Annotated in this window: 19 protein-coding genes; 13 read left to right on the forward strand and 6 right to left on the reverse strand. The window is 72.9% G+C overall.

The window, feature by feature from the left end; translation table 11 throughout:
• The first annotated feature begins 43 nt into the window (after window positions 1-43).
• Window positions 44-1,504, forward strand: coding sequence for an NCS2 family permease (locus ACZ3TI_RS32505; RefSeq protein ID WP_465732588.1), 1,461 nt, complete (start codon window positions 44-46; stop codon window positions 1,502-1,504).
• Between the two features lie 112 nt (window positions 1,505-1,616).
• Here the strand turns inward: ACZ3TI_RS32505 and ACZ3TI_RS32510 are convergent, their stop codons facing one another.
• A complete protein-coding gene (locus ACZ3TI_RS32510) occupies window positions 1,617-2,066 on the reverse strand; it encodes a VOC family protein (RefSeq protein ID WP_465732590.1) in 450 nt (149 codons plus the stop codon).
• A 132-nt stretch (window positions 2,067-2,198) separates the two neighbouring features.
• Here ACZ3TI_RS32510 and ACZ3TI_RS32515 point away from each other — a divergent pair, with 132 nt between their 5' ends.
• Together ACZ3TI_RS32515 and ACZ3TI_RS32520 are read left to right on the forward strand one after the other, a co-directional pair.
• Window positions 2,199-3,122 carry a DUF4231 domain-containing protein gene (locus ACZ3TI_RS32515; RefSeq protein WP_465732592.1) on the forward strand — a complete coding sequence of 308 codons (924 nt, stop codon included), beginning with the start codon at window positions 2,199-2,201 and terminating at the stop codon, window positions 3,120-3,122.
• Between the two features lie 223 nt (window positions 3,123-3,345).
• Window positions 3,346-5,088 (forward strand): hydrogenase maturation protein, encoded by a 1,743-nt coding sequence (locus ACZ3TI_RS32520; protein ID WP_465732594.1) that lies wholly within the window; start codon window positions 3,346-3,348, stop codon window positions 5,086-5,088.
• A 95-nt stretch (window positions 5,089-5,183) separates the two neighbouring features.
• Here ACZ3TI_RS32520 and ACZ3TI_RS32525 read toward each other — a convergent pair whose 3' ends face one another.
• Together ACZ3TI_RS32525 and ACZ3TI_RS32530 are read right to left on the reverse strand one after the other, a co-directional pair.
• Entirely contained in the window at window positions 5,184-6,023 is an 840-nt protein-coding gene (locus ACZ3TI_RS32525) for an MHYT domain-containing protein (protein WP_465732596.1), read from the reverse strand.
• Between the two features lie 295 nt (window positions 6,024-6,318).
• Window positions 6,319-6,750, reverse strand: coding sequence for a VOC family protein (locus tag ACZ3TI_RS32530; RefSeq protein WP_465732598.1), 432 nt, complete (start codon window positions 6,748-6,750; stop codon window positions 6,319-6,321).
• 124 nt (window positions 6,751-6,874) lie between these two features.
• On the opposite strand from ACZ3TI_RS32530, the gene ACZ3TI_RS32535 reads away from it, so the two are divergent.
• Together ACZ3TI_RS32535 and ACZ3TI_RS32540 are read left to right on the forward strand one after the other, a co-directional pair.
• Window positions 6,875-7,309, forward strand: coding sequence for a MarR family winged helix-turn-helix transcriptional regulator (locus ACZ3TI_RS32535; RefSeq protein ID WP_030235202.1), 435 nt, complete (start codon window positions 6,875-6,877; stop codon window positions 7,307-7,309).
• A 387-nt stretch (window positions 7,310-7,696) separates the two neighbouring features.
• Window positions 7,697-8,986 (forward strand): MFS transporter, encoded by a 1,290-nt coding sequence (locus ACZ3TI_RS32540; RefSeq protein WP_465732753.1) that lies wholly within the window; start codon window positions 7,697-7,699, stop codon window positions 8,984-8,986.
• Between the two features lie 66 nt (window positions 8,987-9,052).
• Here ACZ3TI_RS32540 and ACZ3TI_RS32545 read toward each other — a convergent pair whose 3' ends face one another.
• Window positions 9,053-9,601, reverse strand: a complete 549-nt coding sequence (locus ACZ3TI_RS32545; RefSeq protein ID WP_465732600.1) for a GNAT family N-acetyltransferase — start codon at window positions 9,599-9,601, stop codon at window positions 9,053-9,055.
• A gap of 44 nt (window positions 9,602-9,645) precedes the next feature.
• On the opposite strand from ACZ3TI_RS32545, the gene thpR reads away from it, so the two are divergent.
• Window positions 9,646-10,233 carry an RNA 2',3'-cyclic phosphodiesterase gene (thpR, locus tag ACZ3TI_RS32550; RefSeq protein WP_465732602.1) on the forward strand — a complete coding sequence of 196 codons (588 nt, stop codon included), beginning with the start codon at window positions 9,646-9,648 and terminating at the stop codon, window positions 10,231-10,233.
• Between the two features lie 206 nt (window positions 10,234-10,439).
• Here thpR and serC read toward each other — a convergent pair whose 3' ends face one another.
• Both serC and ACZ3TI_RS32560 read right to left on the reverse strand, forming a co-directional pair.
• Complete coding sequence (gene serC, locus ACZ3TI_RS32555) at window positions 10,440-11,558, reverse strand: phosphoserine transaminase (protein WP_465732604.1); 1,119 nt, start codon at window positions 11,556-11,558, stop codon at window positions 10,440-10,442.
• Window positions 11,559-11,708: 150 nt separating this feature from the next.
• Window positions 11,709-12,809 (reverse strand): citrate synthase 2, encoded by a 1,101-nt coding sequence (locus tag ACZ3TI_RS32560; RefSeq protein ID WP_465732606.1) that lies wholly within the window; start codon window positions 12,807-12,809, stop codon window positions 11,709-11,711.
• Between the two features lie 417 nt (window positions 12,810-13,226).
• Here ACZ3TI_RS32560 and pdxH point away from each other — a divergent pair, with 417 nt between their 5' ends.
• The 7 genes from pdxH (at window position 13,227) to ACZ3TI_RS32595 (ending at window position 23,154) form a co-directional block, all read left to right on the forward strand.
• Complete coding sequence (gene pdxH, locus ACZ3TI_RS32565) at window positions 13,227-13,859, forward strand: pyridoxamine 5'-phosphate oxidase (protein ID WP_465732755.1); 633 nt, start codon at window positions 13,227-13,229, stop codon at window positions 13,857-13,859.
• 161 nt (window positions 13,860-14,020) lie between these two features.
• The gene (gene fxsA, locus ACZ3TI_RS32570; protein WP_465732608.1) at window positions 14,021-14,212 is read left to right on the forward strand and encodes an FxSxx-COOH cyclophane-containing RiPP peptide; all 192 of its coding nucleotides are present in this window, start codon (window positions 14,021-14,023) and stop codon (window positions 14,210-14,212) included.
• A 243-nt stretch (window positions 14,213-14,455) separates the two neighbouring features.
• Window positions 14,456-15,847, forward strand: a complete 1,392-nt coding sequence (locus ACZ3TI_RS32575) for a TIR-like protein FxsC (RefSeq protein ID WP_465732610.1) — start codon at window positions 14,456-14,458, stop codon at window positions 15,845-15,847.
• Window positions 15,837-19,850: an FxSxx-COOH system tetratricopeptide repeat protein gene (gene fxsT, locus ACZ3TI_RS32580; protein WP_465732612.1), complete on the forward strand. Its 4,014-nt coding sequence runs from the start codon at window positions 15,837-15,839 to the stop codon at window positions 19,848-19,850. Before ACZ3TI_RS32575 ends, fxsT begins: the two co-directional genes overlap by 11 nt.
• A gap of 44 nt (window positions 19,851-19,894) precedes the next feature.
• The gene (locus ACZ3TI_RS32585; RefSeq protein WP_465732614.1) at window positions 19,895-21,142 is read left to right on the forward strand and encodes a radical SAM protein; all 1,248 of its coding nucleotides are present in this window, start codon (window positions 19,895-19,897) and stop codon (window positions 21,140-21,142) included.
• 444 nt (window positions 21,143-21,586) lie between these two features.
• Complete coding sequence (locus ACZ3TI_RS32590; RefSeq protein WP_465732616.1) at window positions 21,587-22,663, forward strand: aKG-HExxH-type peptide beta-hydroxylase; 1,077 nt, start codon at window positions 21,587-21,589, stop codon at window positions 22,661-22,663.
• Window positions 22,664-22,968: 305 nt separating this feature from the next.
• Window positions 22,969-23,154 (forward strand): hypothetical protein, encoded by a 186-nt coding sequence (locus ACZ3TI_RS32595; protein WP_465732618.1) that lies wholly within the window; start codon window positions 22,969-22,971, stop codon window positions 23,152-23,154.
• Window positions 23,155-23,198 lie beyond the last annotated feature (44 nt).

A 23,198-nucleotide genomic window follows, 5' to 3' on the forward strand; every position in this document is an offset into this window, starting at 1 on the left:
GGTGTCAACTCCCCTCCTCAGCTCCCCCACAGAGGACGCACGCATGCCTGTGGTCCAGCCGACCACCGAGTCGCCCGAACCCGCCGACGCCGCGCCCGAGCCCCCCACCGGCGCGGTCGACCGCTATTTCCGGATCAGCGAGCGCGGCTCCACCCTGTCGCGTGAGATCCGCGGCGGTGTCGCCACCTTCTTCACCATGGCGTACATCCTGGTGCTGAACCCGATCATCCTGGCCAGCGCCACGGACATGACCGGGGCTCACCTGGACAGCGCCCAGCTGGTCACCGCCACCGCCCTCACCGCGGGTCTCACCACCCTGCTGATGGGCGTGATCGGCAACGTCCCGATCGGTCTGGCCGCCGGCCTCGGCGTCAACACCATCGTGGCGCTCCAGCTCGCCCCGAAGATGACCTGGCCGGACGCCATGGGCATGGTCGTGCTGGCCGGATTCGCGATCATGCTGCTGGTGGCCACCGGTCTGCGCGAGCGGGTCATGAACGCCGTCCCGCTCGGCCTGCGCAAGGCCATCGCGATCGGCATCGGCCTGTTCATCACCCTCGTCGGCCTGGTCGACTCCGGCTTCGTCAGCCGCATCCCGGACGCCGCGCACACCACCGTCCCGCTGCAACTCGGCGGCAACGGGCACCTGCTCGGCTTCCCGGTGCTGGTCTTCGTCGTCGGCCTGCTGCTCACCCTGATCCTGGTGATCCGCAAGGTGCCCGGCGCGATCCTGATCAGCATCGCGGTCTCCACCGCGCTCGCCGTGATGATCGACAAGGTGGTCGACATCCCGGCGCTCAAGTGGGGTCTCACCGTCCCGACCTGGCCGGGCAACCCGGTCGCCGCCCCGGACTTCGGGCTGGTCGGCAAGGTCAGCCTGTTCGGCGGCTTCGAGAAGGTCGGCGTCCTGACCGGCGTGCTGTTCGTCTTCACCGTGCTGATGTCGTGCTTCTTCGACGCGATGGGCACCATCCTCGGCGTGGCCGACGAGGCCCACCTGCTGGACGAGAAGGGCGACCTGCCCGGCATCAACCGGATCCTGATGGTCGACGGCATCGCCACCGCGGCCGGCGGCGCCACCTCCTCCTCCGCCAACACCTGCTTCGTCGAGTCCACCGCGGGCGTCGGCGAGGGCGCCCGGACGGGCTTCGCCTCGATCGTCACCGGCCTGCTCTTCGTGGTGGCGCTCTTCCTCACCCCGCTCGCCACCATGGTCCCCGCCCAGGCCGCCACCCCGGCGCTGGTCACGGTCGGCTTCCTGATCCTGGCCAACTCGGTCAAGGAGATCGACTGGGCCGACTACACGATCGCGATCCCGGCCTTCCTGACCATCGTGATGATGCCGTTCACCTACAGCATCACCAACGGCATCGGCTTCGGCTTCATCGCCTTCTGCGTCCTGCGGCTCGCCGCCGGCCGCGGCCGCGGCGTCCCGGCGCCGCTCTACGCGGTCGCGGCGGTGTTCGCCTTCTACTACCTGATGCCGGCCTTCGGCCTGCTCTGACACCGCACACCCCGCGGCCCCGCACCCACCCGGGTGCGGGGCTTCGGCGTTTCCGGGGGCGGGCGCGGTGCCGGGACCTGGGGGCGGGCGCGGTGCCGGGACCCGGGGCGGGTCAGTGGACGCAGAACTCGTTGCCCTCGGGGTCCTGCATGACGGTCCACTCGCCGCCGGGCTCCTTGACGTCCCGCAGGACGGTGGCGCCGAGGGCTTCGAGGCGGGTGACGGTGGCGGCGCGGTTGCCCGGGCCGGGGTGGACGTCCAGGTGCAGGCGGTTCTTCGCCTGCTTGGACTCGGGGACGGCCTGGAAGAGGATGCGGCGGCCGAGGCCGGTGTCCGAGGCGGGGTCGAACGGGTCCTCGGGGTGGCGGACGGCGGCCAGGGCACGCCAGGCGGGGTGGCCGTCCACCTCGGTGGTGGCGTCGGGGCCGACCGCGCCGGCTTCGAGCAGGCGGGCGACCAGCGGGCCGTGGTCCTCCAGCGCGTACTCCAGGGCGGCGGCCCAGAAGGAGGCCTGGCGGTGCGGGTCGGTGCAGTCGATGACGAGCTTCCAGTGCAGCGGCATGTAACCGTTTATATCGGTTACGAGGCCGGCCGGGCAATCACCGATTGTCGGAAGGTGTCAAAAAGGCGCCTGTGTAGGCCAGTTGGCGGCGGGAATACTGGCTGGACGGAGAAGGGGGAGGGGACTCGACCGATGGTGCAACAGGATCCGCCCGGGGGAGTCGAGGCGCAGCTGCTGCCGGAGCTGTTCTGGACGGCGGACAAGGCCTCGCTGGACGGGCAGCGCGGGACGCTGCGCTGGTACCGCGGCCTCATCGCGATGCTGGTGGTCGCCGCGCTGATCGGGTCGTTCCCCGGCCCGGACCGCAAGGGCGACTTCGACGTGTGGCCGCTGTTCTCGGTGGCCGCCTTCGTGGTGGCCGGCTACTTCTGGTCCCGGTTGCGCCGCAGCAACCCGCAGGGCCGCTGGTACGAGGCGCGGGCGGCGGCCGAGTCGGTCAAGACGCTGGCCTGGAAGTACACCGTCCGGGCCCGTCCGTTCGACGGCGAGGCCGAGTCCGCGGACGTGGACCGCGGCTACCTGCTGCAGCTCGAGGACGTGCTGCGGGCCTTCGAGGACCCGGAGATCGTGCCGCCCGACACCGTCGCCGAGATCACCCCGGAGATGCGCCGGCTGCGCGCCGAGAGCCTGACCGCCCGGCGCACCCTCTACCTGCGCACCCGGGTCGAGGGGCAGCGCACCTGGTACCGCTCCCGGGCCGAGGCCTGCGACTCGCAGGCGGTCTCCTGGGGGCTCGGCATCGCGGTGCTGATCATCCTCGGCGCGGCGGCCGCCATCGCCCAGTCCACCGGCGCGCTGCAGGTGCACGTCTTCGGTGCCAGCTCGGCCGCGGCCGCGGCGATCATCGCCTGGACGCAGCTCAAGCAGCTCCGCCCGCTGGCCGCCGCCTACCAGCTGGCCGCGCGCGAGCTGGAGAACGTCGGCAACCAGCTCTCCGACCTGGACCTCAGGGCGCCGGACGCCGAGGCGCGCTGGGCCCGGCTGGCCGCCGAGGCGGAGGACGCCGTCTCCCGCGAGCACACCACCTGGCGGGCCCGGCGGGCGTTCCCCCGGTAGTCCGGACGGGGCCGGGCCGGTCGGCCGAGGGCGTCGAAGGGCTTCGGCGCCAGTCCGGCTCGGAGAAGGGACTGGGGAGATACCGCGAAGCGCGGACCACGCCGGGGCCACAGGTGTGCGGGATGCGTGAGGGTAGAGCGCCGAGGTACGGACCGTAATCATTACGTGTCCATGCCCTGGTTTCATCGCCTCCGCGCGACCCCTGTACTGCCGGAGGCTCCCCTTGCGCATTCTCCTGATCGCCAGTGCGTTCAACAGCCTGACCCAGCGCGTCCACACCGAGCTGCGCGAGCGCGGCCACCAGGTCGCCGTCCAACTCGCCCTCGGCGAGGACCAGATGAGGGCAGGGGTGGAACGCACCGACCCCGAACTGATCATCTGCCCGATGCTCACCAAAGCCGTCCCGCAGGACATCTGGTCCAGCCGGACCGTCCTGATCGTGCACCCGGGGCCCGTCGGCGACCGCGGCCCGTCCTCGCTCGACTGGGCGATCACCGAGGGCGTCGAGCGCTGGGGCGTCACCGTGCTGCAGGCCGTCGAGGAGATGGACGCCGGGGACATCTGGGCGTCCGTCGAGTTCGCCGTCCCCGGCTCCGGTCCCGGCTCCGCTCCGGGCTCCGGCTGCGGCAAGAGCGAGCTGTACCGGGGCGAGGTCGCCGACGCCGCCGTGGAGGCCGTCCTGCTGGCCGTCCAACGGTACGAGGGCGGGCTGTTCACCCCCGAACCGCTGGACTACGCCCGCCCGGACGTCCGCGGCGAGCTGCGGCCCCTGCTGCGCCAGGAGACGCGCCGGATCGACTGGGAGCACGACGACACCGCCACCGTGCTGCGCAAGCTGCGCGCCGCCGACTCCCAGCCCGGCGTGCTGGACGAGCTGTACGGGCGCGAGTTCTTCCTGCACGGCGGCCACCCCGAGGACGTGCTGCGCGGCCCGGTGCCCGGCGCCGTGCTGGCCACCCGGGACGGCGCGATCTGCCGGGCCACCGTGGACGGCGCGGTGTGGATCCCGCAGCTGCGCCCGCGCCGCACCCCCGGCGGGCCGGCCACCTTCAAGCTGCCGGCCGCGACGGTGCTCGCCGACGAGCTGCACCGGGTCCGCGAGGTGCCGGTGAGCCCGGCGGCGGCCGCCCGTCGCGACACCTGGTCGGAGCTGCGCTACCGCGAGGAGGGCGAGGTCGGCTACCTCGAATTCGCCTACCAGGGCGGGGCGATGAGCACCGAGCAGTGCCGCCGGCTGCTCGCCGCCTACCGCGAGGCGGCGGACCGGCCCACCTCGGTGCTGGTGCTCGGCGCGCCGCGGGACTTCTACTCCAACGGGATCCAGCTCAACGTCATCGAGGGCGCGGCCTTCCCGGCGCTGGAGTCCTGGGAGAACATCAACGCCATGGACGACGTCGTCGAGGCCGTCCTCACCACGACGGACAAGCTGACCGTCGCGGCCCTCGCCGGGAACGCCGCGGCGGGCGGGCTGATGATGGCGCTCGCCGCCGACGAGGTGTGGTGCCGCGACTCGGCGGTGCTCAACCCGCACTACCGCCTGATGGGCCTGTACGGCTCCGAGTACTGGACGTACACCCTGCCGAACCGGGTGGGCGCCGCGCAGGCCGAGCGGCTCACCATGGAGGCGCTGCCGGTCGGCGCCGAACACGCGCGCCGGATCGGCCTGGTGGACCGTACGGCCGGCGGGGACGCGGCGGAGTTCCGCCGCTGGGTGGCCCGGGAGGCGGCCCACCTCGCCGCCTCGCCGGAGCTCACCGGACGGCTGGTGGACAAGAAGCGCCGCCGCGCCGCCGACGAGGAGGCGAAGCCGCTGGCCGAGTACCGGGCGGAGGAACTGCGACGGATGCACGCCAACTTCTACCGGGCGAGCGAGCCGTACCACGGGCTGCGGCGGAACTTCGTGCGCAAGGTCTGCCCGGTGGCCACGCCGGAGCACCTGACCGGGCTGCTCGGGCGCCCCGAGTAGCGCATCGGCCCGGGAACACGTGACGACGTCCGGCCGGGTCCCCCGCCCCGGCCGGACGTCGTCACGTGTTCCCGCGTGCGCTTGTTCGGCGGACCCTAGCGCCGGGCGCCGGCCCCGCCGAGGTGCTGCCGCCTGGGCTCCCGCTGCTGCGGGACGCGGGGCGCCCGCGGGGGCAGCGGGGCGGCCGGACCGGCCAGCAGGGGCTGCGAGTCGGGGCGGCTGGGCGAGACGGCGAAGGCCAGCGAGCCGAAGAAGACGTAGCAGCCGAGCCCGACCCCGAGCGGGAAGATGAACTGCAGCGCCATCACGCCGCCCTGGGTGGGGTGTGACAAGTCCACCTGAACGGACAGCGCCGCCATGCCCGTGTAGTGCATCGCGCAGACCGCGACGCCCATCACCGGCGCCGCCGCCAGCACGGCGAGCGTGCCCCGGATGTTCAGCGCGGCCCAGAGCGCGGCCGTCGCCGCGAACACCGCGATGCCGATCGAGATCCCCACCGTGGTGTGGTCGTAGCCGAGCCGGCCGGGCAGGACCATCGCGGCCATGCCCAGGTAGTGCATCGCGGCGACCCCGAGACCGGTGGTCACCCCGCCGACCAGCAGCGCCAGGGTGGGCCGCCGGCGCCAGTACCCGACGGTGAACAGCCCGACGCCGACGAAGGCGACGGCGACCAGCAGGCTGAGCACGGTCAGTCCGGGCTGGTAGCTGATCTCGACGCCGGTCACCGAGAAGCCGAGCATCGCGATGAAGTGCATGGACCAGATCCCGGCGCCGAGTGAGGTCGACGCGAAGAGCAGCCACACGGCCCGGGTGCGGCCCTTGGAGACGAGCGCCCAGCGGGCGCTGCGCAGGGCCACGAAGGAGCCGAGGCAGGCGACGAAGTACGAGACCGCCGGTGTCACCCAGCCGTGGTCGGCATGGTGGATCGCACCCAATTGAACTCCCTGGACTGGGGGTTGAGGGCGCCAGGGCTCGGGCGGACGCGGTGGGCCGGGGCCGGCCGGGGAAGGCGCGCGGCACGACGGGCGCGCAACGGGAACGGGGTCCGCCGAGGGGAGACCTGGCGTGCGGTGCCCCTGACAACTGGGGAGAGTAACCTCTACCCGGCGGTCGCACAACGTTCGTGTTTTTCGTGAAGTCCCAGGTCAGGATGGTCCTTTACGGTGCCTACATGATCTTGGCACCAATCCCTGACACCGCCTGCGCACGGCCCCCGGGCCCGTTCGCCCCTTACTCCAGCGGTGCTAGCCCGAACGGGTGGCCGGCCGGGTCGATCAGCACCTTGAGCGTGCGCCCGTGCTGGTACTCGGGCTCGGTCGCACCGAGCGCGAGGGCCTTCGCGGTGGACTCCTCCAGGTCGTCCACGTAGAAGTCGAGGTGGAAGTGCTTGCTCCCGTCCGGCTCCGTCCACGGCTCCGGCCGGTACCCCTTCACCCGCCCGAAGCCCAGCGGGCTGCCGCCCTCCGGGTTGTCCAGGATCGCGAAGTTCTCGTCCACGTGGCGGGTCTCCCAGCCCAGCAGCTCGCCGTAGAAGGACGCGAGCGCGACCGGGTCGGCGCAGTCGATGGTGACCATGGCGAGCCGGGCGAAGCCGGTGTCGCCCTGCCCGGGCTGCCCGGACTGCACGGGCGGCGCGGACTGCTCGGAGACGAGGTCGGACATGACTGGTCGGCCCTTCTGGGAGACGAGACCTGAGGCCCATGACCAATATGGCACCGGCCAGATGCTCCGGCGCGGTGGCGGGATCCAATTTTCCTTAGCGAGAGTAATGACGTAAGCTAAAGAGATGCCCGAGATGTCCGAGCAGGACCTCGCAGCGATCAGTCAGCTGCGGTCGTCCACGATGCGCCTCTCCCGACGACTCAAACACCAGCGGGTGGAGGAGTCGCTCAGCCCCACCGAGATGGGGGTGCTGGGCACCCTCGCCCGGTGCGGGAAGGCGACGCCGGGTGAGCTCGCCCGGAAGGAGCACGTGCAGCCTCCTTCGATGACCAGGATCGTCGCGATGCTGGAGGAGAAGGGGCTGGTGCGGCGGGAGCCGCACCCCGAGGACCGCCGACAGGTGGTCGTCAGCAGCACCGAGCAGGCCGAGACGATCCTCGCGGAGAGTCGCCGGCGCCGGAACGTCTGGCTCGCCGAGCTCGCCCAAGGGCTCGACGAGGAGGAATGGGCCGTCCTCCGGGAGGCCGCGCCCGTGCTGTACAAGCTCGCACACCTGTAGCACGCACCGCTTCGGCTCGTACGCCTCGAGGCACACCGACTCCGGCCCGCCGGCCGGGAGAAGAAGGAGTACCGCATCACCGCAGGACCGACCACCGACACCAGGAGCGCGACGGCCACCGCCATGGCCGTCGCGCCGCGAGGGGAGACCACCGTGACACCGCCGGCCGCAGCCAGCGCCGCCGCCATCCGTACCGACGAGCCGACCACCGACCCCGCCGCGGCGAGCGCCGCGGCCGCCGACGCCCAGGCACCCGCTCCCACGGGGCTGCCCGGCAGCGGCGACGACGACCCCGACGAACGCACCGCGGCGGACGACCCCGCCGCTCCCGGCCACAGCCACGTGGCCACGTCTCCCACAGGCGCCCGGTTCACCAGGCCCGGGGGGATGTTCTCCTCCCTGTGCGTTCGCAACTACCGCTACTACTTCGCCGGCCAGGTGGTGTCCAACACCGGCACCTGGATGCAGCGGATCGCCCAGGACTGGCTGGTGCTCAGCCTTACCGGCAGCCCGCTCGCGGTCGGCATCACCACGGCCATGCAGTTCCTGCCGATGCTGCTGCTCGGCCTCTTCGGCGGCGTGCTCGCCGACCGGATGCCCAAGCGCCGGCTGCTGATCCACACCCAGGGCGCGATGGGCCTGCTCGCCGCGGGCCTCGCCGTGCTGACCATCGGCGCAGTGGTGACGCCGTACTACGTGTACGCCTTCGCGCTGCTGCTCGGCCTGGTCACCGTGGTGGACAACCCGACCCGGCAGGCCTTCGTCTCCGAGATGGTCGGACCCAAGGATCTCGCCAACGCGGTCAGCCTGAACGCCGCCAACTTCCAGACCGCCCGCCTGGTCGGCCCCGCCGTCGCGGGTCTGCTGATCGCGGCGGTGGGCAGCGGCTGGGCCTTCGCCGTCAACGCGCTGTCCTTCGCCGCCGTGATCGCCGGACTGCTGGCGATGCGGGAGAGCGAACTGCGCCCGACCGAGCCGATCGCCCGCGAGAAGGGGCAGCTGCGGGAGGGCCTGCGGTACGTGAAGGAGCGGCCCGAGCTGCTCTGGCCGATGGTGCTGGCCGGGTTCATCGGGACCTTCGGCTTCAACTTCCCGACGCTGCTCTCCGGTTTCGCCTACGACACCTTCAAGGTGGGTGCCGGCCAGTACGGCCTGCTGAACAGCGCGATGGCGGTCGGCTCGCTGGCCGGTGCGCTGCTCGCCGCCCGCCGGGGCGCGCCGCGGCTGCGCGGGCTGGTCGGCGCGGCGCTGGCCTTCGGTGCGCTGGAGGTGGTCGCGGCCTTCGCGCCCGACTACTGGACCTTCGCGCTGCTGCTGATGCTGATCGGGGTGTTCGGGCTGAGCTTCAACACCTCGGTCAACTCCTCGCTGCAGCTGGCCACCGACCCCGAGGTGCGCGGCCGGGTGATGGGCCTGCTGGTGCTGGTCTTCACCGGCGGCACGCCGATCGGCGCCCCGATCGTCGGCTGGGTGACCGCCTCGTACGGGCCCCGGCTCGGCCTGCTGGCCTGCGGGCTGGTGTCCGCGCTGGCGGCCGGTACGGTCGGCCTGGTGCTGGCCCGCAGCGCGGACCTGCGGGTGCGCTTCGACCTGCACCCGGGCCGAGGCGGCCGGGTGGTGGCCTTCGTGCCGCGGACCGTCGCGACGCGCAAGTCCGAGCTGGCCGCCGCCTGCTGACGTTCAGTCAGGTTCGTTGGTGAGACGTCCGACCCCCCGAGGGCTCTCCTCGGGGGGGTCGTGGCATCAGAGCCGGATGGCGAGGACCTGCCCGGGCCAGACGTCGTCCGGCCGCTTGACCTCGAAGCTCTCGGTCTCGGTGAAGCCGAGCGCCCGGTACTGGGCGACCAGCTTGCGGTCGGCGCCGCCGTAGCAGTCCACCCGCAGCAGGCCGATGCCGCGCCGGCGGGCCTCCTCGACCGCGTCGGCGATCAGCGCGGCGCCGATCCCCGTGCCCTTGCGGGTGCGGTCGGTGACCAGGTTGCGGACGTACAGCTCGCGCTCGTCCACGGTGGGGATGTACTTCCCGCAGTCCTCGGACAGCACGCAGGAGCCGACCGTGCGGCCCTCCTCGTCCACGGCGAGGCGGATCAGGAACGGCTCGGTGGCGTACTGCTCGATGTGCTCGACCCGGGCCGGGACGGTGCTGAACGGCTGGTCGCCCCACTGGCCGGTGCGGCCCCGGGCGGCCAGCCAGGCGACGGCGCCGTCGAGCAGGGCGAGGATCTCGGGGATGGACTCGGGGCCGCCGGTGCGGATCGTCAGGCCGCTCTTCATGCCGCTGGAATCGATCATGGACCCGTTCTAGCGGAAACGGCGGTGCGCGGGAAGATGGGCGTATGAGGTTGTTCGTGGCCGTGCTCCCACCGGTCGCGGCGCTGCAGGGGCTCGCCGACGCCGTGGCGCCGGTGCGCGGGCTGCCCGGGGCGGACCGGCTTCGCTGGACCACCGCCGAGGGCTGGCACCTGACCCTGGTCTTCCTCGGCGAGGTGGCGCCGGACAGGCTGCCGGAGCTGGAGGCCGGGCTGGCGGAGGTGGCCGAGGTGCACCCGGTGCACCGGCTGCGGATCGCGGGCGCCGGCCGGTTCGGCGACCGGGTGCTCTGGGCCGGGCTGGAGGGGCAGACCTGGGCCCTGCGCCGGCTCGCGGAGGCCGTCAACGAGGCCACCGAGGAGGTGGTCGGCGAGGTCGACGCCTTCCAGTTCCACCCGCACCTGACCCTGGCCCGCGCTGGCTCCCACCGGGGCCACCGGCGCGCCGTCCTGCGGGTCGCCGCGGCCGAGCTGGACGGCCTGGCGGCAGCCCTGGCCGAGTACCGCGGGCCGGAGTGGGAGGCGAGCGAGCTGCACCTGATGCGCAGCGAGCAGGACGGCGGCCGTTCGCACTACACCTCGCTGGGCGCCTGGCCGCTGGCCGACTGGAGCTGAGACCTCGGGTCGGCTCCGGTGTGAGGCGGAGGTACGCTCGTTGACCGTGGATCCCAAGACTCGTATGCGCATCGTCTCCGGCACCCTGGTGCTGCTGCTGGTCGTCGTGCTGATCAGCTCACTGGTGAGCCGGTAGACCGGAAACGGCCGTGAGGGCCACCACCCGGGTGGGTGGTGGCCCTCACGCACGCCTCGGGGGCAGGTGATCAGAGCTGCTCGACCACGTAGTCGATGCAGTGGGTGAGCGCCTCGACGTCCGCCGGGTCGATCGCCGGGAACATCGCGATGCGCAGCTGGTTGCGGCCCAGCTTGCGGTACGGCTCGGTGTCCACGATGCCGTTGGCACGCAGTGCCTTGGCGACCGCGGCGGCGTCCACCGACTCGTCGAAGTCGATGGTGCCGACCACCTGGGAGCGCTCGGCCGGGTTCGCCACGAAGGGGGTGGCGAAGGAGGACTTCTCGGCCCAGGCGTACAGCCGGGACGAGGAGTCGGCGGTGCGGGCGACGGCCCAGTCCAGCCCGCCGTTGCCGTTCAGCCACTCCAGCTGGTCGGCCAGCAGGAAGAGCGTGGAGATCGACGGGGTGTTGTACGTCTGGTCCTTCGACGAGTTGTCGATGGCCGTCGGCAGCGAGAAGAACGGCGGGATGTAACGGCCGGAGGCGGCGATCTCGGCGGCGCGCTCCAGGGCGGCCGGGGAGAAGGTGGCCAGCCACAGGCCGCCCTCGGAGGCGAAGGACTTCTGCGGGGCGAAGTAGTAGACGTCGGTCTCGGTGATGTCGACCGGCAGGCCGCCGGCGCCAGAGGTGGCGTCCACCAGGACCAGCGAGCCCTCGTCCGCGCCGACCGGGCGCTTGATCGGCATCGCGACGCCGGTCGAGGTCTCGTTGTGGGTGAGCCCGTATACGTCCACGCCGGCCTCGGCGACCGGCAGCGGGTGGGTGCCCGGGGCGGTCTTGATCACGCTCGGCTCGGCGAGCCACGGGGCGGCCTTGACCGAGGAGCCGAACTTCGAGGAGAACTCGCCGAAGTCCAGGTGCTGGGACTTCTCCCGCACCAGGCCGAAGGCGGCGATGTCCCAGAAGGCGGTGGAGCCGCCGTTGCCGAGGACGACCTGGTACTCGTCGGGCAGCGAGAAGAGGCTGCTCACGCCCTCGCGTACGCGCTTGACCAGGTTCTTGACCGGGGCCTGGCGGTGCGAGGTGCCGAGCAGGGAGGTCTGGGTGGCGGCGAGGGCACTCAGGGCCTCGGGGCGCACCTTGGACGGTCCGCAGCCGAAACGGCCGTCTGCGGGCTTGATGTCAGCGGGGATCTGGATCTGAGCCACGCGCGCAGCCTACCGGCCGGGAGCCGGGCGGGGGTATGGTTGTCCGCCCGCTGAGACTGTGATCTTGACTGCTCGTAGACACCGACAGCGGGCCCGGCCGAGGCCGGACCCGCTGCTCAGGGGCACTGTTCGGACGGTCGTCCGGGATCGTCAGTGGGCGATGGCGTCCCAGCCCTCGATCTCCTCGGGGCGGCGCGGGCCGGGGCCCACGTAGCGCGCGGAGGGGCGCACGAGCCGCCCCGTGCGCTTCTGCTCCAGGATGTGCGCCGACCAGCCGGCGGTGCGGGCGCAGGTGAACATCGAGGTGAACATGTGCGCCGGGACCTCGGCGAAGTCCAGCATGATCGCGGCCCAGAACTCGACGTTGGTGGCCAGCACGCGGTCGGGGCGGCGGTTGTGCAGCTCCTCCAGGGCGGCCTTCTCCAGCGCCTCGGCGACCTCGAAGCGCGGCGCGCCGAGCTCCTTGGCGGTGCGGCGCAGCACGCGGGCGCGCGGGTCCTCGGCGCGGTAGACGCGGTGGCCGAAGCCCATCAGGCGCTCGCCCTTGTCCAGGGCGTTCTTGACCCACGCGGTCGCGTCGCCGGTGCGCTCGATCTCCTCGATCATGCCGAGCACGCGGGAGGGGGCGCCGCCGTGCAGCGGGCCGGACATCGCGCCGACGGCGCCGGAGAGGGCGGCCGCGACGTCGGCGCCGGTGGAGGCGATGACCCGGGCGGTGAAGGTGGAGGCGTTCATGCCGTGCTCGGCGGCCGAGGTCCAGTAGGCGTCGACGGCCTTGACGTGCTTCGGGTCCGGCTCGCCGCGCCAGCGGATCATGAACCGCTCGACGACCGTCTCGGCCTTGTCGATCTCGCTCTGCGGGACCATCGGCAGGCCCTGGCCGCGGGCCGACTGGGCGACGTAGGACAGGGCCATCACGGCGGCGCGGGCGAGGTCGTCGCGGGCCTGCTCGGCGGAGATGTCCAGCAGCGGCTTGAGGCCCCAGACCGGGGCGAGCATGGCGAGCGCGGACTGCACGTCGACCCGGATGTCGCCGGAGTGCACCGGGATCGGGAACGGCTCGGCGGCCGGCAGGCCGGGGTTGAACTTGCCGTCGACCAGCAGGCCCCAGACGTGCCCGAAGGAGACGTTGCCGACCAGGTCGTCGATGTCGACACCGCGGTACCGCAGGGCGCCGCCTTCACGGTCGGGCTCGGCGATCTCGCTCTCGAACGCGACGACTCCCTCAAGCCCGGGTACGAAATCGGACATGCGACGGCTCCTTCAGTTCTTTGATCGGCGCTCCGCCGTGGTGGGGCGGCGCGCCAGTGACCGAATCGTGGTTGGCACTCGGTGCCAGAGTGACAGGCACGGGGTGCATTGCGCCATACACCACCGTGGTGATGTTTGCCGCTGACCCGCTTGACTTTTCCGTCGGGGGTCGGTCGTGCCCGGGAGAGTCCCGGAACCAAACGCCAGGTTCCGGACAATTTCCCGTACGACGGACGGCCAAGCGGTGGCGAGTCACCTTATCTCCCACCGCGGTTTGTCCGGAGGTAGCGGTGCCGGTTGCTTGTCGTACGGGATGATGTTGGCGTGCAGACCCCGGAACGCGCCCAGTCGACGCCCCCGAGCCCCGCCACCCGGACCCCGGTCACCGAGGCCCGCCCCGGGCCGGACCTCACCGTGATGCGCAAGCACTACACCCATGAGGGCCTGGTCGAGGAGCAGCTCGCGCCCGAGCCGATCGGCCAGTTCACCCGCTGGTTCCACGAGGCGGACGACGCCGGGGTGGTGGAGCCCAACGCGATGGTGCTCTCCACCGCCGACGCCGAGGGGCGGCCCAGCTCGCGCACCGTCCTGCTCAAGGGCTACGACACGCGGGGCTTTGTCTTCTTCACCAACTACGGTTCCCGCAAGGGCTCCGAGCTCGCCGCCAACCCGCACGCCGCCCTGCTGTTCCCGTGGATCGCGCTGGCCCGCCAGGTGATCGTCCGGGGCCGGGTGGAGAAGGTCGGCCGCGACGAGACCGCCGCCTACTTCCGCACCCGCCCGCACGGCTCCCAGCTCGGGGCCTGGGCCAGCGAGCAGTCCAGCCCGGTCGGCGGGCGCGAGGTCCTCGAACAGCGCTACGCCGAACTGGAACGCCGCTACCCGGAGGGCGAGGGCGTGCCCGTCCCGCCGTTCTGGGGCGGGTACCGGGTGGTCCCGGAGAGCGTCGAGTTCTGGCAGGGCCGCGAGAACCGCCTGCACGACCGCCTCCACTACTTCGCCGACCCGTCCAGCCCGACGGGCTGGCGGGTGGAGCGGCTCTGCCCGTGAGGGCGGCGGGTGCCCCGTGGGCCGACCGGGTCGGCCCGGGCGCGGCGTCCGCGGAAGCTGACTGAGCGTCATGCCTCGGGTGTAGGATGCCCGTCGCGGACCTGGGTCGATGCGTTTCCGGCCAGCTACGCGCTGTGCCGACACGATCGAGTGAGGGACTGATGGGCGTCACCGGTGCGGAAACCGCCGCTGGACTCGGCTCTGACCTGGTCGACGTCGCCGCCCTGCCGCTCGAGGAGCTCGACGCCCTGCCCGACACCGTCCTCGGCGACCTGCTGCGCCGGGTGGTCGCGGACGCCCTGACCCCCGGCGCGGAGCCGATCGCCAAGTTCCAGTCCTCGCTCGACCTGTAGCGCGATCCCCGCCCGCGAGCCGCTTCGGCGCGCCCGCGCCCCCGCCGGCGCGCCCCCGGGCGCCGGAGTGCTCCCGTCCCAGGTCGTGCGCCTGACCACCGGCTAAACCCCCCGAGGCGGCCGAATCCGCCAACTCACCAGCGGGGCCGGTGGAGTTCACGACATGCTGGGGTATGAAACCAGCGCCGTCGCGGTACCGCCGGGCGCGGGTCGCGGCACCGTCGGGCACGGGGGGACCAGGTGATGGAGCAGGAACAGCAGCGGCCGTACTTCTTCTTCAGCTACGCGCGTCGTGACTACGAGGCCGAGGACGCCTTCGTCAACCAGTTCTTCAACGACCTGCGCGACGAACTCGGCCGGCTCGTCGGTACGGGCGTCCGCGTCGAGGAACTGGCCTACCGCGACACCGAGCAGCTGCGGCTCGGCGACGACTGGGCCGAACGGCTGGCGACGATGCTGGGCCGCAGCCGGACCATGATCGCGCTCTACTCCCCGGCCTACTTCACCAGCCTGTACTGCGGCAAGGAGTGGACCGCCTTCCGCGGCCGGGTCCGCCGCCACCACGAGGACACGGGGGAGCTCGTCCCGGCACTGATCCCGGTGCTCTGGGAGCCCGTCGTGCCCGGCGACCTGGCCGACGAGGTGACGAAGATCCAGTGGGCCCAGCCGGACATGGGCGAGGCCTACGCCCGGCACGGCCTGCGGGCCCTGCTGCGCACCGCGCAGAGCGGGGCGTACGAGCAGGTCGTCCGGGTGGTCGCCGAGCGGGTCCGGGACGCGGCCGCGCGGCGGCTCGGCGAGCTGCCCGAGTTCGACCTCGGTGCGGTGCGCGGCTACTTCCCGCCCCCGGCGGCACCGGAGACGGTCTCCACCCCCGGCATGGTACGGCTGTTCATCGCGGCCGGCCGCGCCTCGGAGGCCGCCGCCGAGGGCGGCTCGTACGCGGGCGGCGGCTGGTACGGCGCCAAGCCCTGGCACTGGGCGCCCTACCACCCGCCCACCCACCCGCCGCTGGCGGCGCGCGCCCAGCAGGTGATCACCGCCGCCGGGCACACCACCACGTTGGAGGAGGTCGACGACGGCCTCGGCGGGAAGCTCGACCAGGCCCGCGAGGACAGCCAGGTCAGCATCCTGCTGGTGGACCCGTGGGTGGCCGGCGGCGAGCGCTACAGCACCGCGCTGCGCCAGTACGACGACCAGAACCACCCGGTCACCGGCGTGATGGTGCCCACCGGCAGCGCCGACCCCGCCGACGGGCCGGAGCGCGACGCGCTGTGGGCGGGCGTGCGCGACGTGTTCCGGCGCAACTGGCTGCGCCGGAGCGACCTGGAGCACTTGTTCCGGGTCAAAGTGAGCCGGGAGAGCTTCGACACCGACCTCACCATCATGGTGACGGTCGCTCAGAACAAGCTCATGGACGACAACTTGGATTGGGGGGACGATGGCGGCGACGCCTTCGGCTTCGGCGGCAGCCCGGCCATGCCCGAGCTGTCCATCCCGGCCGGCCCGCCGGGACCCCGCCCGGTCCCGCCCGCGCACCCGCACCCGTACCCGGGCCGCAGGGACCTCCCGCACCAGAACCGTGGCAAGGACAATGCCGTCCCGCTGAGGGGAGACCAGGACGATGACCACTGAGCCCGGCGCAGAGCTGGAGCGCGGCGGACCGGGTTCGGTCGTCACGTTCTACTCCTTCAAGGGCGGCACCGGGCGGACCATGGCCCTGGCCAACGTCGGCTGGATCCTCGCCAGCCGGGGCCTGCGCGTCCTGGTCGTCGACTGGGACCTGGAGGCGCCCGGCCTCCACCGGTACTACCACCCGCTCCTGGTCGACCCCGAACTGCACTCCACCGACGGCCTGATCGACCTGCTGCGCTGCTACGTCAAGCAGGCGCTGCCCTCCGCCTCCGGGCCGGTCGGCCTCTCCCCGGCGGCCTGGCTGGACGAACCCGGGCGCCTCGACGGCTACCTCTGCGGCCTCGCCCTCGACCTGCCGCCCGGCGGCCGGCTCGACTTCCTGCCCGCCGGCCGCCAGAACGCCGCCTACGCCGCCGCCGTCACCAGCTTCAACTGGCGCAGCTTCTACCACGGCCGGGACATCCGCGGCGGCGAGTTCCTGCGCGAGCTGCGCGAACGCTGGGCCCGCGGGTACGACTACGTGCTCATCGACAGCCGTACCGGCGTCAGCGACACCTCCGGCATCTGCACCGTCCTGATGCCCGACACCGTCGTCGACTGCTTCACCTTCAGCGCCCAGAACATCCGCGGCGGCGTCGACGCCGCCCGCGCCATCGCCGAGGCCGAGGAGCGGGCGATCCGGGTGCTGCCGGTGCCGATGCGGGTCGAGGACGCCGAGCAGGAGCGCCTGGAGGCCGGCCGCGACTACGCCCGCGAGGCCTTCGCGCCCTACCTCGGCCGCTGGCTGCCCGGCGACCGCCGGGCCGGCTACTGGGCCGACGTCGAGGTGCCGTACAAGCCCTTCTACGCCTACGAGGAGGTGCCCGCCACCGTCGCCGACCGGCCGCAGGAGGCCCGCAGCCTGCTCAACGCCTTCGAACGGCTGGCCGGCTGGATCACCGACGGGCGGGTCCGCACCCTGCGCCCGCTCACCGCCGAGAACCGCCGCCGGCTCTACGGCGCCTACCTGCGCTCCGCCCGCGCGGTGCCCCGCCAGGTCTTCGTCAGCTACGCGCCCGAGGACCGGATGTGGGCCGAGTGGGCCGCCGGGACCCTCACCCGCTTCGGCTACCAGACCTCCCTGCACAACGCCGCCGAGGCCTACACCGGCCCCCGGCCGCCGGAGGTCGCCGGACCGCTCGAAGGCCAGGGCCGGCTGCTCGCCCTGCTCTCGCCCGAGTACACCGCGCTGCCCCGCGCCGCCGAGGTCTGGCAGCTCCTGCAGGGGCGCGAACTCGCCACCGGCTCACCGGCGTTGGTCGCCCTGCGGCTGCAGGACTCGGACGAGCCGGTGCCCCGCCCGTTCGCCGGGCAGGCCGCCCCCGACCTGGTCCGCTCCTCCGCGGCGGGCGCCGAGTCCCAGCTGTACGGCGAACTCGGTCCGCCGCCCGGCAGCAACCGCCAACTCGACACCGACAGCGGCGAGATCATCGCGCCCGCGCGCTTCCCCGGCACCGCGCCGCAGGTCCAGGAGGCGCCCTCGCGCAACGCCGCCTTCATCGGTCGCGGCAAACTGCTCGAACTGCTCCGCAACCGCTTCACCGGCGGCCCCGCCGCCGTGCTCAGCCAGGTGCTCTACGGCTTCGGCGGCGCCGGCAAGTCCCAGATCGCCGCCGAGTACGCGCACCGCTTCAAGGCCGCGTACGACGTGGTCTGGTGGGTGCCCGCCGAGGAACCCGCCAACATCCCGCAGAAGCTCGCCGAACTCGCCCCCCGGCTCGGCGTGCCCACCAGCGACGACGTCGCGCACACCGCCGCCGCCGTCCTCGACGCGCTGCGCCGCGGCCAGCCGTACCGCCGCTGGCTGCTCGTCTTCGACAACGCCGGCACCCCCGAGGAACTCGCCCCCTGGCAGCCGGCCGGCTCCTCCGGCGGGCACGTGCTGATCACCTCCCGCAACCAGGGCTGGGCCCGGCACGCCGGCCTGGTGGAGGTCGACGTCTTCCTCCGCGAGGAGAGCGTCCGACTGCTGCGCCGCTTCAACAGCGGCGTCTCCCCGGAGGACGCCGACCAGGTCGCGCACCGCCTCGGTGACCTGCCGCTCGCCGTCGGCCAGGCCGCCGTCTGGCTCCAGGAGACGTCGATGCCGATCGCCACCTACCTCGAACTCCTCGACGAGGAGCTCACCGAGATGCTGGAGCGCACCCGGCTGCGCACCGCCGACTACCCGCACTCGGCGGCCGCGACCTGGCGCATCTCGGTCGAGGAACTGCGCCGGATGAACGCCCCGGCCGCCCAGATCCTGGAGATCTGCGCCTTCTTCGGCCCCGACGCCATCCCGATGCGGCTGCTCTACAGCCGCGCCGTCACCCGCGCCCTGCGGCTGCCCCCGCGCGCGCCCCGCGACAAGCTCGCGATCGGCGAGTTCCTGCGCGCCATCAACCGGTTCGGGCTCGCCCGCACCGACCAGGGCAGCGAGACCATCACCGTGCACCGGCTGGTCCAGGCCGTGCTCCGGGACCAGGTCGAGGAGGAGCGGCGGGCCGAACTGCGCGGCGTCGTCCACGCCGCGCTCGCCACCGCCAACCCCGGCGACCCGGACGTGCCCGTCAACTGGGCCGAGTACGCCGAACTCCTGCCCCACCTCTGGCCGTCCGGCGCCGTCGACAGCGCCGACGAGGACGTCCGGCAGTGGATCATCGACTCGGTCCGCTACCAGTGGAAGCGCAGCCTGCACGAGTCCGGCCGCGAACTCGCCGAGCGGACCCTGGAGCACTGGCGCCAGGACGGCTACGGCGGGCCCGACTTCGACGTCGACAACGACGCCCAGACGCTCATGCTGCGCACCCAGCTGAGCAACATCCGCCGCTCCCAGGGCGCCCTCCAGGAGGCGTACGAGATGGACCGGGACATCCTGGAGCGCTTCACCGCGACCCTGGGCCCGGAGCACTCGCACACCCTCGCCGTCGCCAACAGCCTCGGCGCCGACCTGCGCTTCCTCGGCCGCTACGACGAAGCCCGCGCGCTCGACCGCCGGACCCTGGACGCCGCCCGGCGCACCCTCGGCCCCGACCACCCGCGCACCCTGATGATCACCAACAACCTCGCCGTCTCCGACTACCTGGCCGGCGACCGCCGGGCCGCCCTGGAACGGCACCGCAGCAACTACCTCCAGCAGCGCGACGCGCTCGGCGCGCACAGCCTGTACGCGCTGTCCTCCGCCTCCAACTACGCCCGCGACCTGCGCGAGACCGGGCGACTGCGGGAGGCCCTGGACCTGCTGGAGGAGACCGTCCGGATCTACCAGCAGACCATCGGCGACGCCCACACCGACACCCTGCGCGCCCGCAAGAACCTCGCCGTGGCTCTGCGCCGGGCCGGCCGGTACCACGAGGCGCTGGAGATCGACGAGGACATCTACCAGCGCTACCTGGACATCAACGGCGCCGAGCACCCCGACACCCTGGCCGCCGCCACCAACCTGGCCAGCGACCTCAACGCCCTCGGCGACACCACCCGGGCGATCCCGCTGGCCGAACGGGCACTGGCCCGGTACCGCGACTACCTGGGCGAGAACCACCCGGTGACGCTGGCCGGCGCCAACAACCTGTCCGTCTACCTGCGGCTGGCGGGGCGCACCCAGGAGGCACTGGAGCTGTCCGGGCGCACGCTGGCGCAGTTCCGGACCGTCCTCGGCGCCCACCACCTCTACATCCCGATCGCGATGATGAACCACGCGAACGACCTGGCGCTGGCCGGGCAGACGCAGGCCGCGCTCGAGGTGGAACTGGAGGCCGCGCCGCTGATGACCGAGGCCCTCGGGCCGGACCACTACGACTCCATCGGCATCAACTCCAACCTCTCGCTGTCGCTGGCCACCGCCGGGCACACCGAACGCGCCGCCGAGCTGCGGACGGACTGCATCCGGCGGGCGCGGGTGACGCTGGGGGAGGAGCACCCGACCACGGTGGCCGTGCGGGCGGGGACGCGGCTGGACTCGGACGTGGAACCCCCGCACGTGTGACGGAAGGTCAGAACGGCCCGCCGGGCGGCGCTAGGCTCACGGGCATGGTGCCGTTCCGGCAGTTCCTGCTGAAGATCCACAGTCGGTGCAACCTGGCCTGCGACTACTGCTACGTGTACGAGGGCGCGGACCAGAGCTGGCGCGGACGGCCGCGGCGGATGGAACGGGCGACGGTCCGCCGCACCGCCCGGCGGATCGCCGAGCACGCGGCCGAGCACGGGCTGGACGAGGTCTCCGTGGTGCTGCATGGAGGCGAACCGCTGCTGGTGGGAGCCCGGCACCTCGAGGCACTGCTGGGCGAGTTGAGCGGCGCGGTGGCGGGCGGGCCGCGGCTGCGGTTCAGCCTGCAGACCAACGGGCTGCGGCTGCTGGACGAACCCGCGCTGCTCGACGTGCTGCACCGGTACCGGGTCGCGGTCGGGGTCTCGCTGGACGGCACCCGGGCCGATCACGACCGCCACCGCCGGCTGCCCTCCGGCGCGGGCAGCTGGGCCCGGACCGCCGAGGCGGTGCGGCTGCTCGGCTCCGACCGGCACCGGGAGTTGTTCGCCGGTCTGCTGTGCGTCGTCGACCTGGCGGCGGATCCGGTGGACACCTACGAGGCGCTGCTGGAGTTCGCACCGCCCCGGCTCGACCTGCTGCTGCCGCACGGGACCTGGGTCGCCCCTCCGCCCGGGTTGCCGCGGCGGGCGGTGCCGGGGTCGGTTGGGGGGTGGGCGTCGGGTGGGGAGTTGGCGCCGTACGGGGAGTTGGCGCCGTACGGGGAGCGGGCGCCGGGTGGGGAGCGGGCGCCGTACGGGGAGTGGCTGATCGCGGCTTTCGACCGCTGGTACGGGGCGCCGCGGCGGGAGACCGGGGTGCGGCTGTTCGAGGAGCTGGCCGTGCTGCTGCTCGGCGGTCGGGCGGCCAGTGAGGCCGTCGGGCTGGCGCCGGTCGACCTGGTGGTGGTCGAGGCGGACGGAACCATCGAGCAGGCGGACAGCCTCAAGGCGGCGTACGACGGCGCCCCGGGGACGGGCCTGGACGTGTGGCGGCACGGCTTCGCGGAGGCGGCCGCGCACCCGGCCTTCCGGGCCCGCCAGCGCGGCCTCGCCGGGCTCGGGCCGGTCTGCGTGAGCTGTCCGCTGGTGCGGGTCTGTGGTGGCGGGCTGTACGCGCACCGGTGGGCGGGGGATGGCTTCGGGTACCCGTCGGTGTACTGCGCGGACCTTGACCGGCTGATCCGGCACATGGCGGGGCGGTTGCGGGCGGGGGTGGCGGGGTTGGGGGTTCCGCTGCGTGGGGCTCGGTGAGGGGGGGTGTTGGTGCTGGGGGGTGGGGGGCTTTCGGGAGGGTGGGTGCCGGGGGCGGCTCCGGGGGTGGTCGCTCCGAGGGGCTGGATGATTTTCCGACTGCCGGTTCTGTGGGTGGGGTGTTTGGACCGTTGGCAGTCTGAAAATCACCCGCAACGCCCCTCTCCGGACCACCCCCTGCGCCGCCCCCTCCCGCAGCGCGTCCCTCTCGCCGGAGGGGGAGGGAGGGGGAGGGAGGGGGGAGGGAGGGGGGTGGGGTGGTGCGGGTGGGGGGTGTGGGTGGGGTGGTGCGGGGTGGTGCGGGTGGGGGGGTGTGCGGGGTGGTGGGGGTGGGTTCGTCCGTTCGGGGCATGTGCGGTGGTTGGCCGGATTGTCCGGGGTGTCGGGGGGAGACTGCGGGCGGAGTCTGCCGGTGCGGCTGCACGTGGATGAGGAGGAGGACTGGTGGTGGGTACGGGCGAGGTGGTGGCGGCCGGGGTGCCGGGCGCGCGTGGGGCGGACGGGCTGCCCCGGCACGGTGTGGACCGGGTGATGTTCCGGGCGATCGCGGGCGCGCGTGGCGGGCCGGAGGCCGTCCGGCTGCTGCGTGGTGGGCAGTTGAGCAAGCGGGCTCTGCTGCTGCTCGCCCTGCGCCGGGCGGCGCCGGAGCACGAGGGCTACCGGGAGGCGTACGCGGGGGTGCGGGCGCTGCAGGGCGAGGACCGGGTGCGGTGGGAAGAGGTGCTGCTGCGGCCCGAGTTGGACGCGTGGGCGGCCGACTGCCTGCGCGGCGTCGCGGCCGGTGAGGACGTTCCGCTGGACGGGCTGGGCGAGTTCCTCCGGACCGACACGGGGCGGGCGCTGGTGCTGGAGTGCGACGGGCTTCGTTGGGCGCCGTCCGTCGACCACGCCGTGCCGCGCCGGGTGGACTACGGGCGCCCGCCCGCCGGGCCGCTGTCCGATGACGAACTGCGATGCTGGGATGAGCAGTTGGCTGAGGCCTGGCGGATCCTGGTGCGCCGCCACCGGCGCCACGCGGAGGCGGTCGCGGCCTGTGTCACCACGATCGTCCCGCTGCGTCCCGCGCCCGGCGGGGAGGCGGTGAGTGCCGCGGCCCGGCGGGCGTACGGCGCGGTGGCGGCCTCGCTGCCGGGTGATCCGGTGCTGCTGGCGCTGGCGCTGGTCCACGAGTTCCTGCACGTCCAACTCGGCGCCCTGCTGGACCTGATGCCGCTGCACCGCCCCAACGGCCCGGCCGTCTACCATGCGCCCTGGCGGCCCGATCTGCGTCCGGCCGGTGCGCTGCTGCAGGGGACGTACGCGCACCTCGGCGCGGCGGACTTCTGGTGCGCCGAGGCGGCTGCGGGCGGGGGTGGAACGGCGCGTGCGGAGCGGGAGTTCGCGCGGTGGCGGGAGCACACCCTGGCGGCCGGGGACACGTTGTTGGGGTGTGGCGAACTGACCGATTGCGGGAGGGAGTTCACGGAGGAGTTGGTTCGAGCGGTGGGCGAACTGGGCGGCGGTCCGGGGCGGCGGGGCTGAGGTCTACCGTGGCGTCCCCTCATCTTTGGACGAGGGGAATCAGCCGGTGGACTCGAACGCTTACCCGGATGCTTGGCCCGGTAGCGCGCTTCGGCGCGCGCCAGGGCGAAGTGCGCGACCGCTGAACGGGTGATTTCCACGGGGTTCTGAGCCCCGTCGTGCGACGTCGGCTGCTTGGCGAGCCCAACGTGACTGCAACGCGAGTATGCAACGTGCCGCGCGGAGTCTTCGCGGGCACTACATTGGTCGCAATCGGGTGGCTTACCCGCCCTCGGCAGGTCCTAACCGCGCCTAAGGAAACGAATATGACTCCGGTAACCAGCACCAGGCCGGCCGGCACCCTCACTGACCTTCAGGAGACGCCGGAACGCCCCTCCCTCGCCGACCTCGCCGCCCTCGGAGCGGAGGAACTCGCCTCCCGCCTCCAGCGCGCGCTCCCCGGCGCGGAATCCGGCCTCGTGCCGGTCGCGGCCTTCAACTCCTCGATCTGAACCGGCCCGTACCGCCGAGCAGGACCAGACCGAGCCCATCGATC

This window comes from Kitasatospora sp. NPDC023120, assembly GCF_055560835.1.

Coding starts and splice junctions, on each gene's coding strand:
- ACZ3TI_RS32585 (WP_465732614.1), top strand. CDS start 19,895: ATGGTGCCGTTCCGGCAGTTCCTGCTGAAGATCCACAGTCGGTGCAAC.
- thpR (WP_465732602.1), top strand. CDS start 9,646: ATGAGGTTGTTCGTGGCCGTGCTCCCACCGGTCGCGGCGCTGCAGGGG.
- ACZ3TI_RS32515 (WP_465732592.1), top strand. CDS start 2,199: ATGGTGCAACAGGATCCGCCCGGGGGAGTCGAGGCGCAGCTGCTGCCG.
- ACZ3TI_RS32575 (WP_465732610.1), top strand. CDS start 14,456: ATGGAGCAGGAACAGCAGCGGCCGTACTTCTTCTTCAGCTACGCGCGT.
- fxsT (WP_465732612.1), top strand. CDS start 15,837: ATGACCACTGAGCCCGGCGCAGAGCTGGAGCGCGGCGGACCGGGTTCG.
- ACZ3TI_RS32540 (WP_465732753.1), top strand. CDS start 7,697: ATGTTCTCCTCCCTGTGCGTTCGCAACTACCGCTACTACTTCGCCGGC.
- ACZ3TI_RS32510 (WP_465732590.1), bottom strand. CDS start 2,066: ATGCCGCTGCACTGGAAGCTCGTCATCGACTGCACCGACCCGCACCGC.
- ACZ3TI_RS32535 (WP_030235202.1), top strand. CDS start 6,875: ATGCCCGAGATGTCCGAGCAGGACCTCGCAGCGATCAGTCAGCTGCGG.
- ACZ3TI_RS32505 (WP_465732588.1), top strand. CDS start 44: ATGCCTGTGGTCCAGCCGACCACCGAGTCGCCCGAACCCGCCGACGCC.
- pdxH (WP_465732755.1), top strand. CDS start 13,227: ATGCGCAAGCACTACACCCATGAGGGCCTGGTCGAGGAGCAGCTCGCG.
- ACZ3TI_RS32595 (WP_465732618.1), top strand. CDS start 22,969: ATGACTCCGGTAACCAGCACCAGGCCGGCCGGCACCCTCACTGACCTT.
- ACZ3TI_RS32530 (WP_465732598.1), bottom strand. CDS start 6,750: ATGTCCGACCTCGTCTCCGAGCAGTCCGCGCCGCCCGTGCAGTCCGGG.
- ACZ3TI_RS32545 (WP_465732600.1), bottom strand. CDS start 9,601: ATGATCGATTCCAGCGGCATGAAGAGCGGCCTGACGATCCGCACCGGC.
- ACZ3TI_RS32560 (WP_465732606.1), bottom strand. CDS start 12,809: ATGTCCGATTTCGTACCCGGGCTTGAGGGAGTCGTCGCGTTCGAGAGC.
- fxsA (WP_465732608.1), top strand. CDS start 14,021: ATGGGCGTCACCGGTGCGGAAACCGCCGCTGGACTCGGCTCTGACCTG.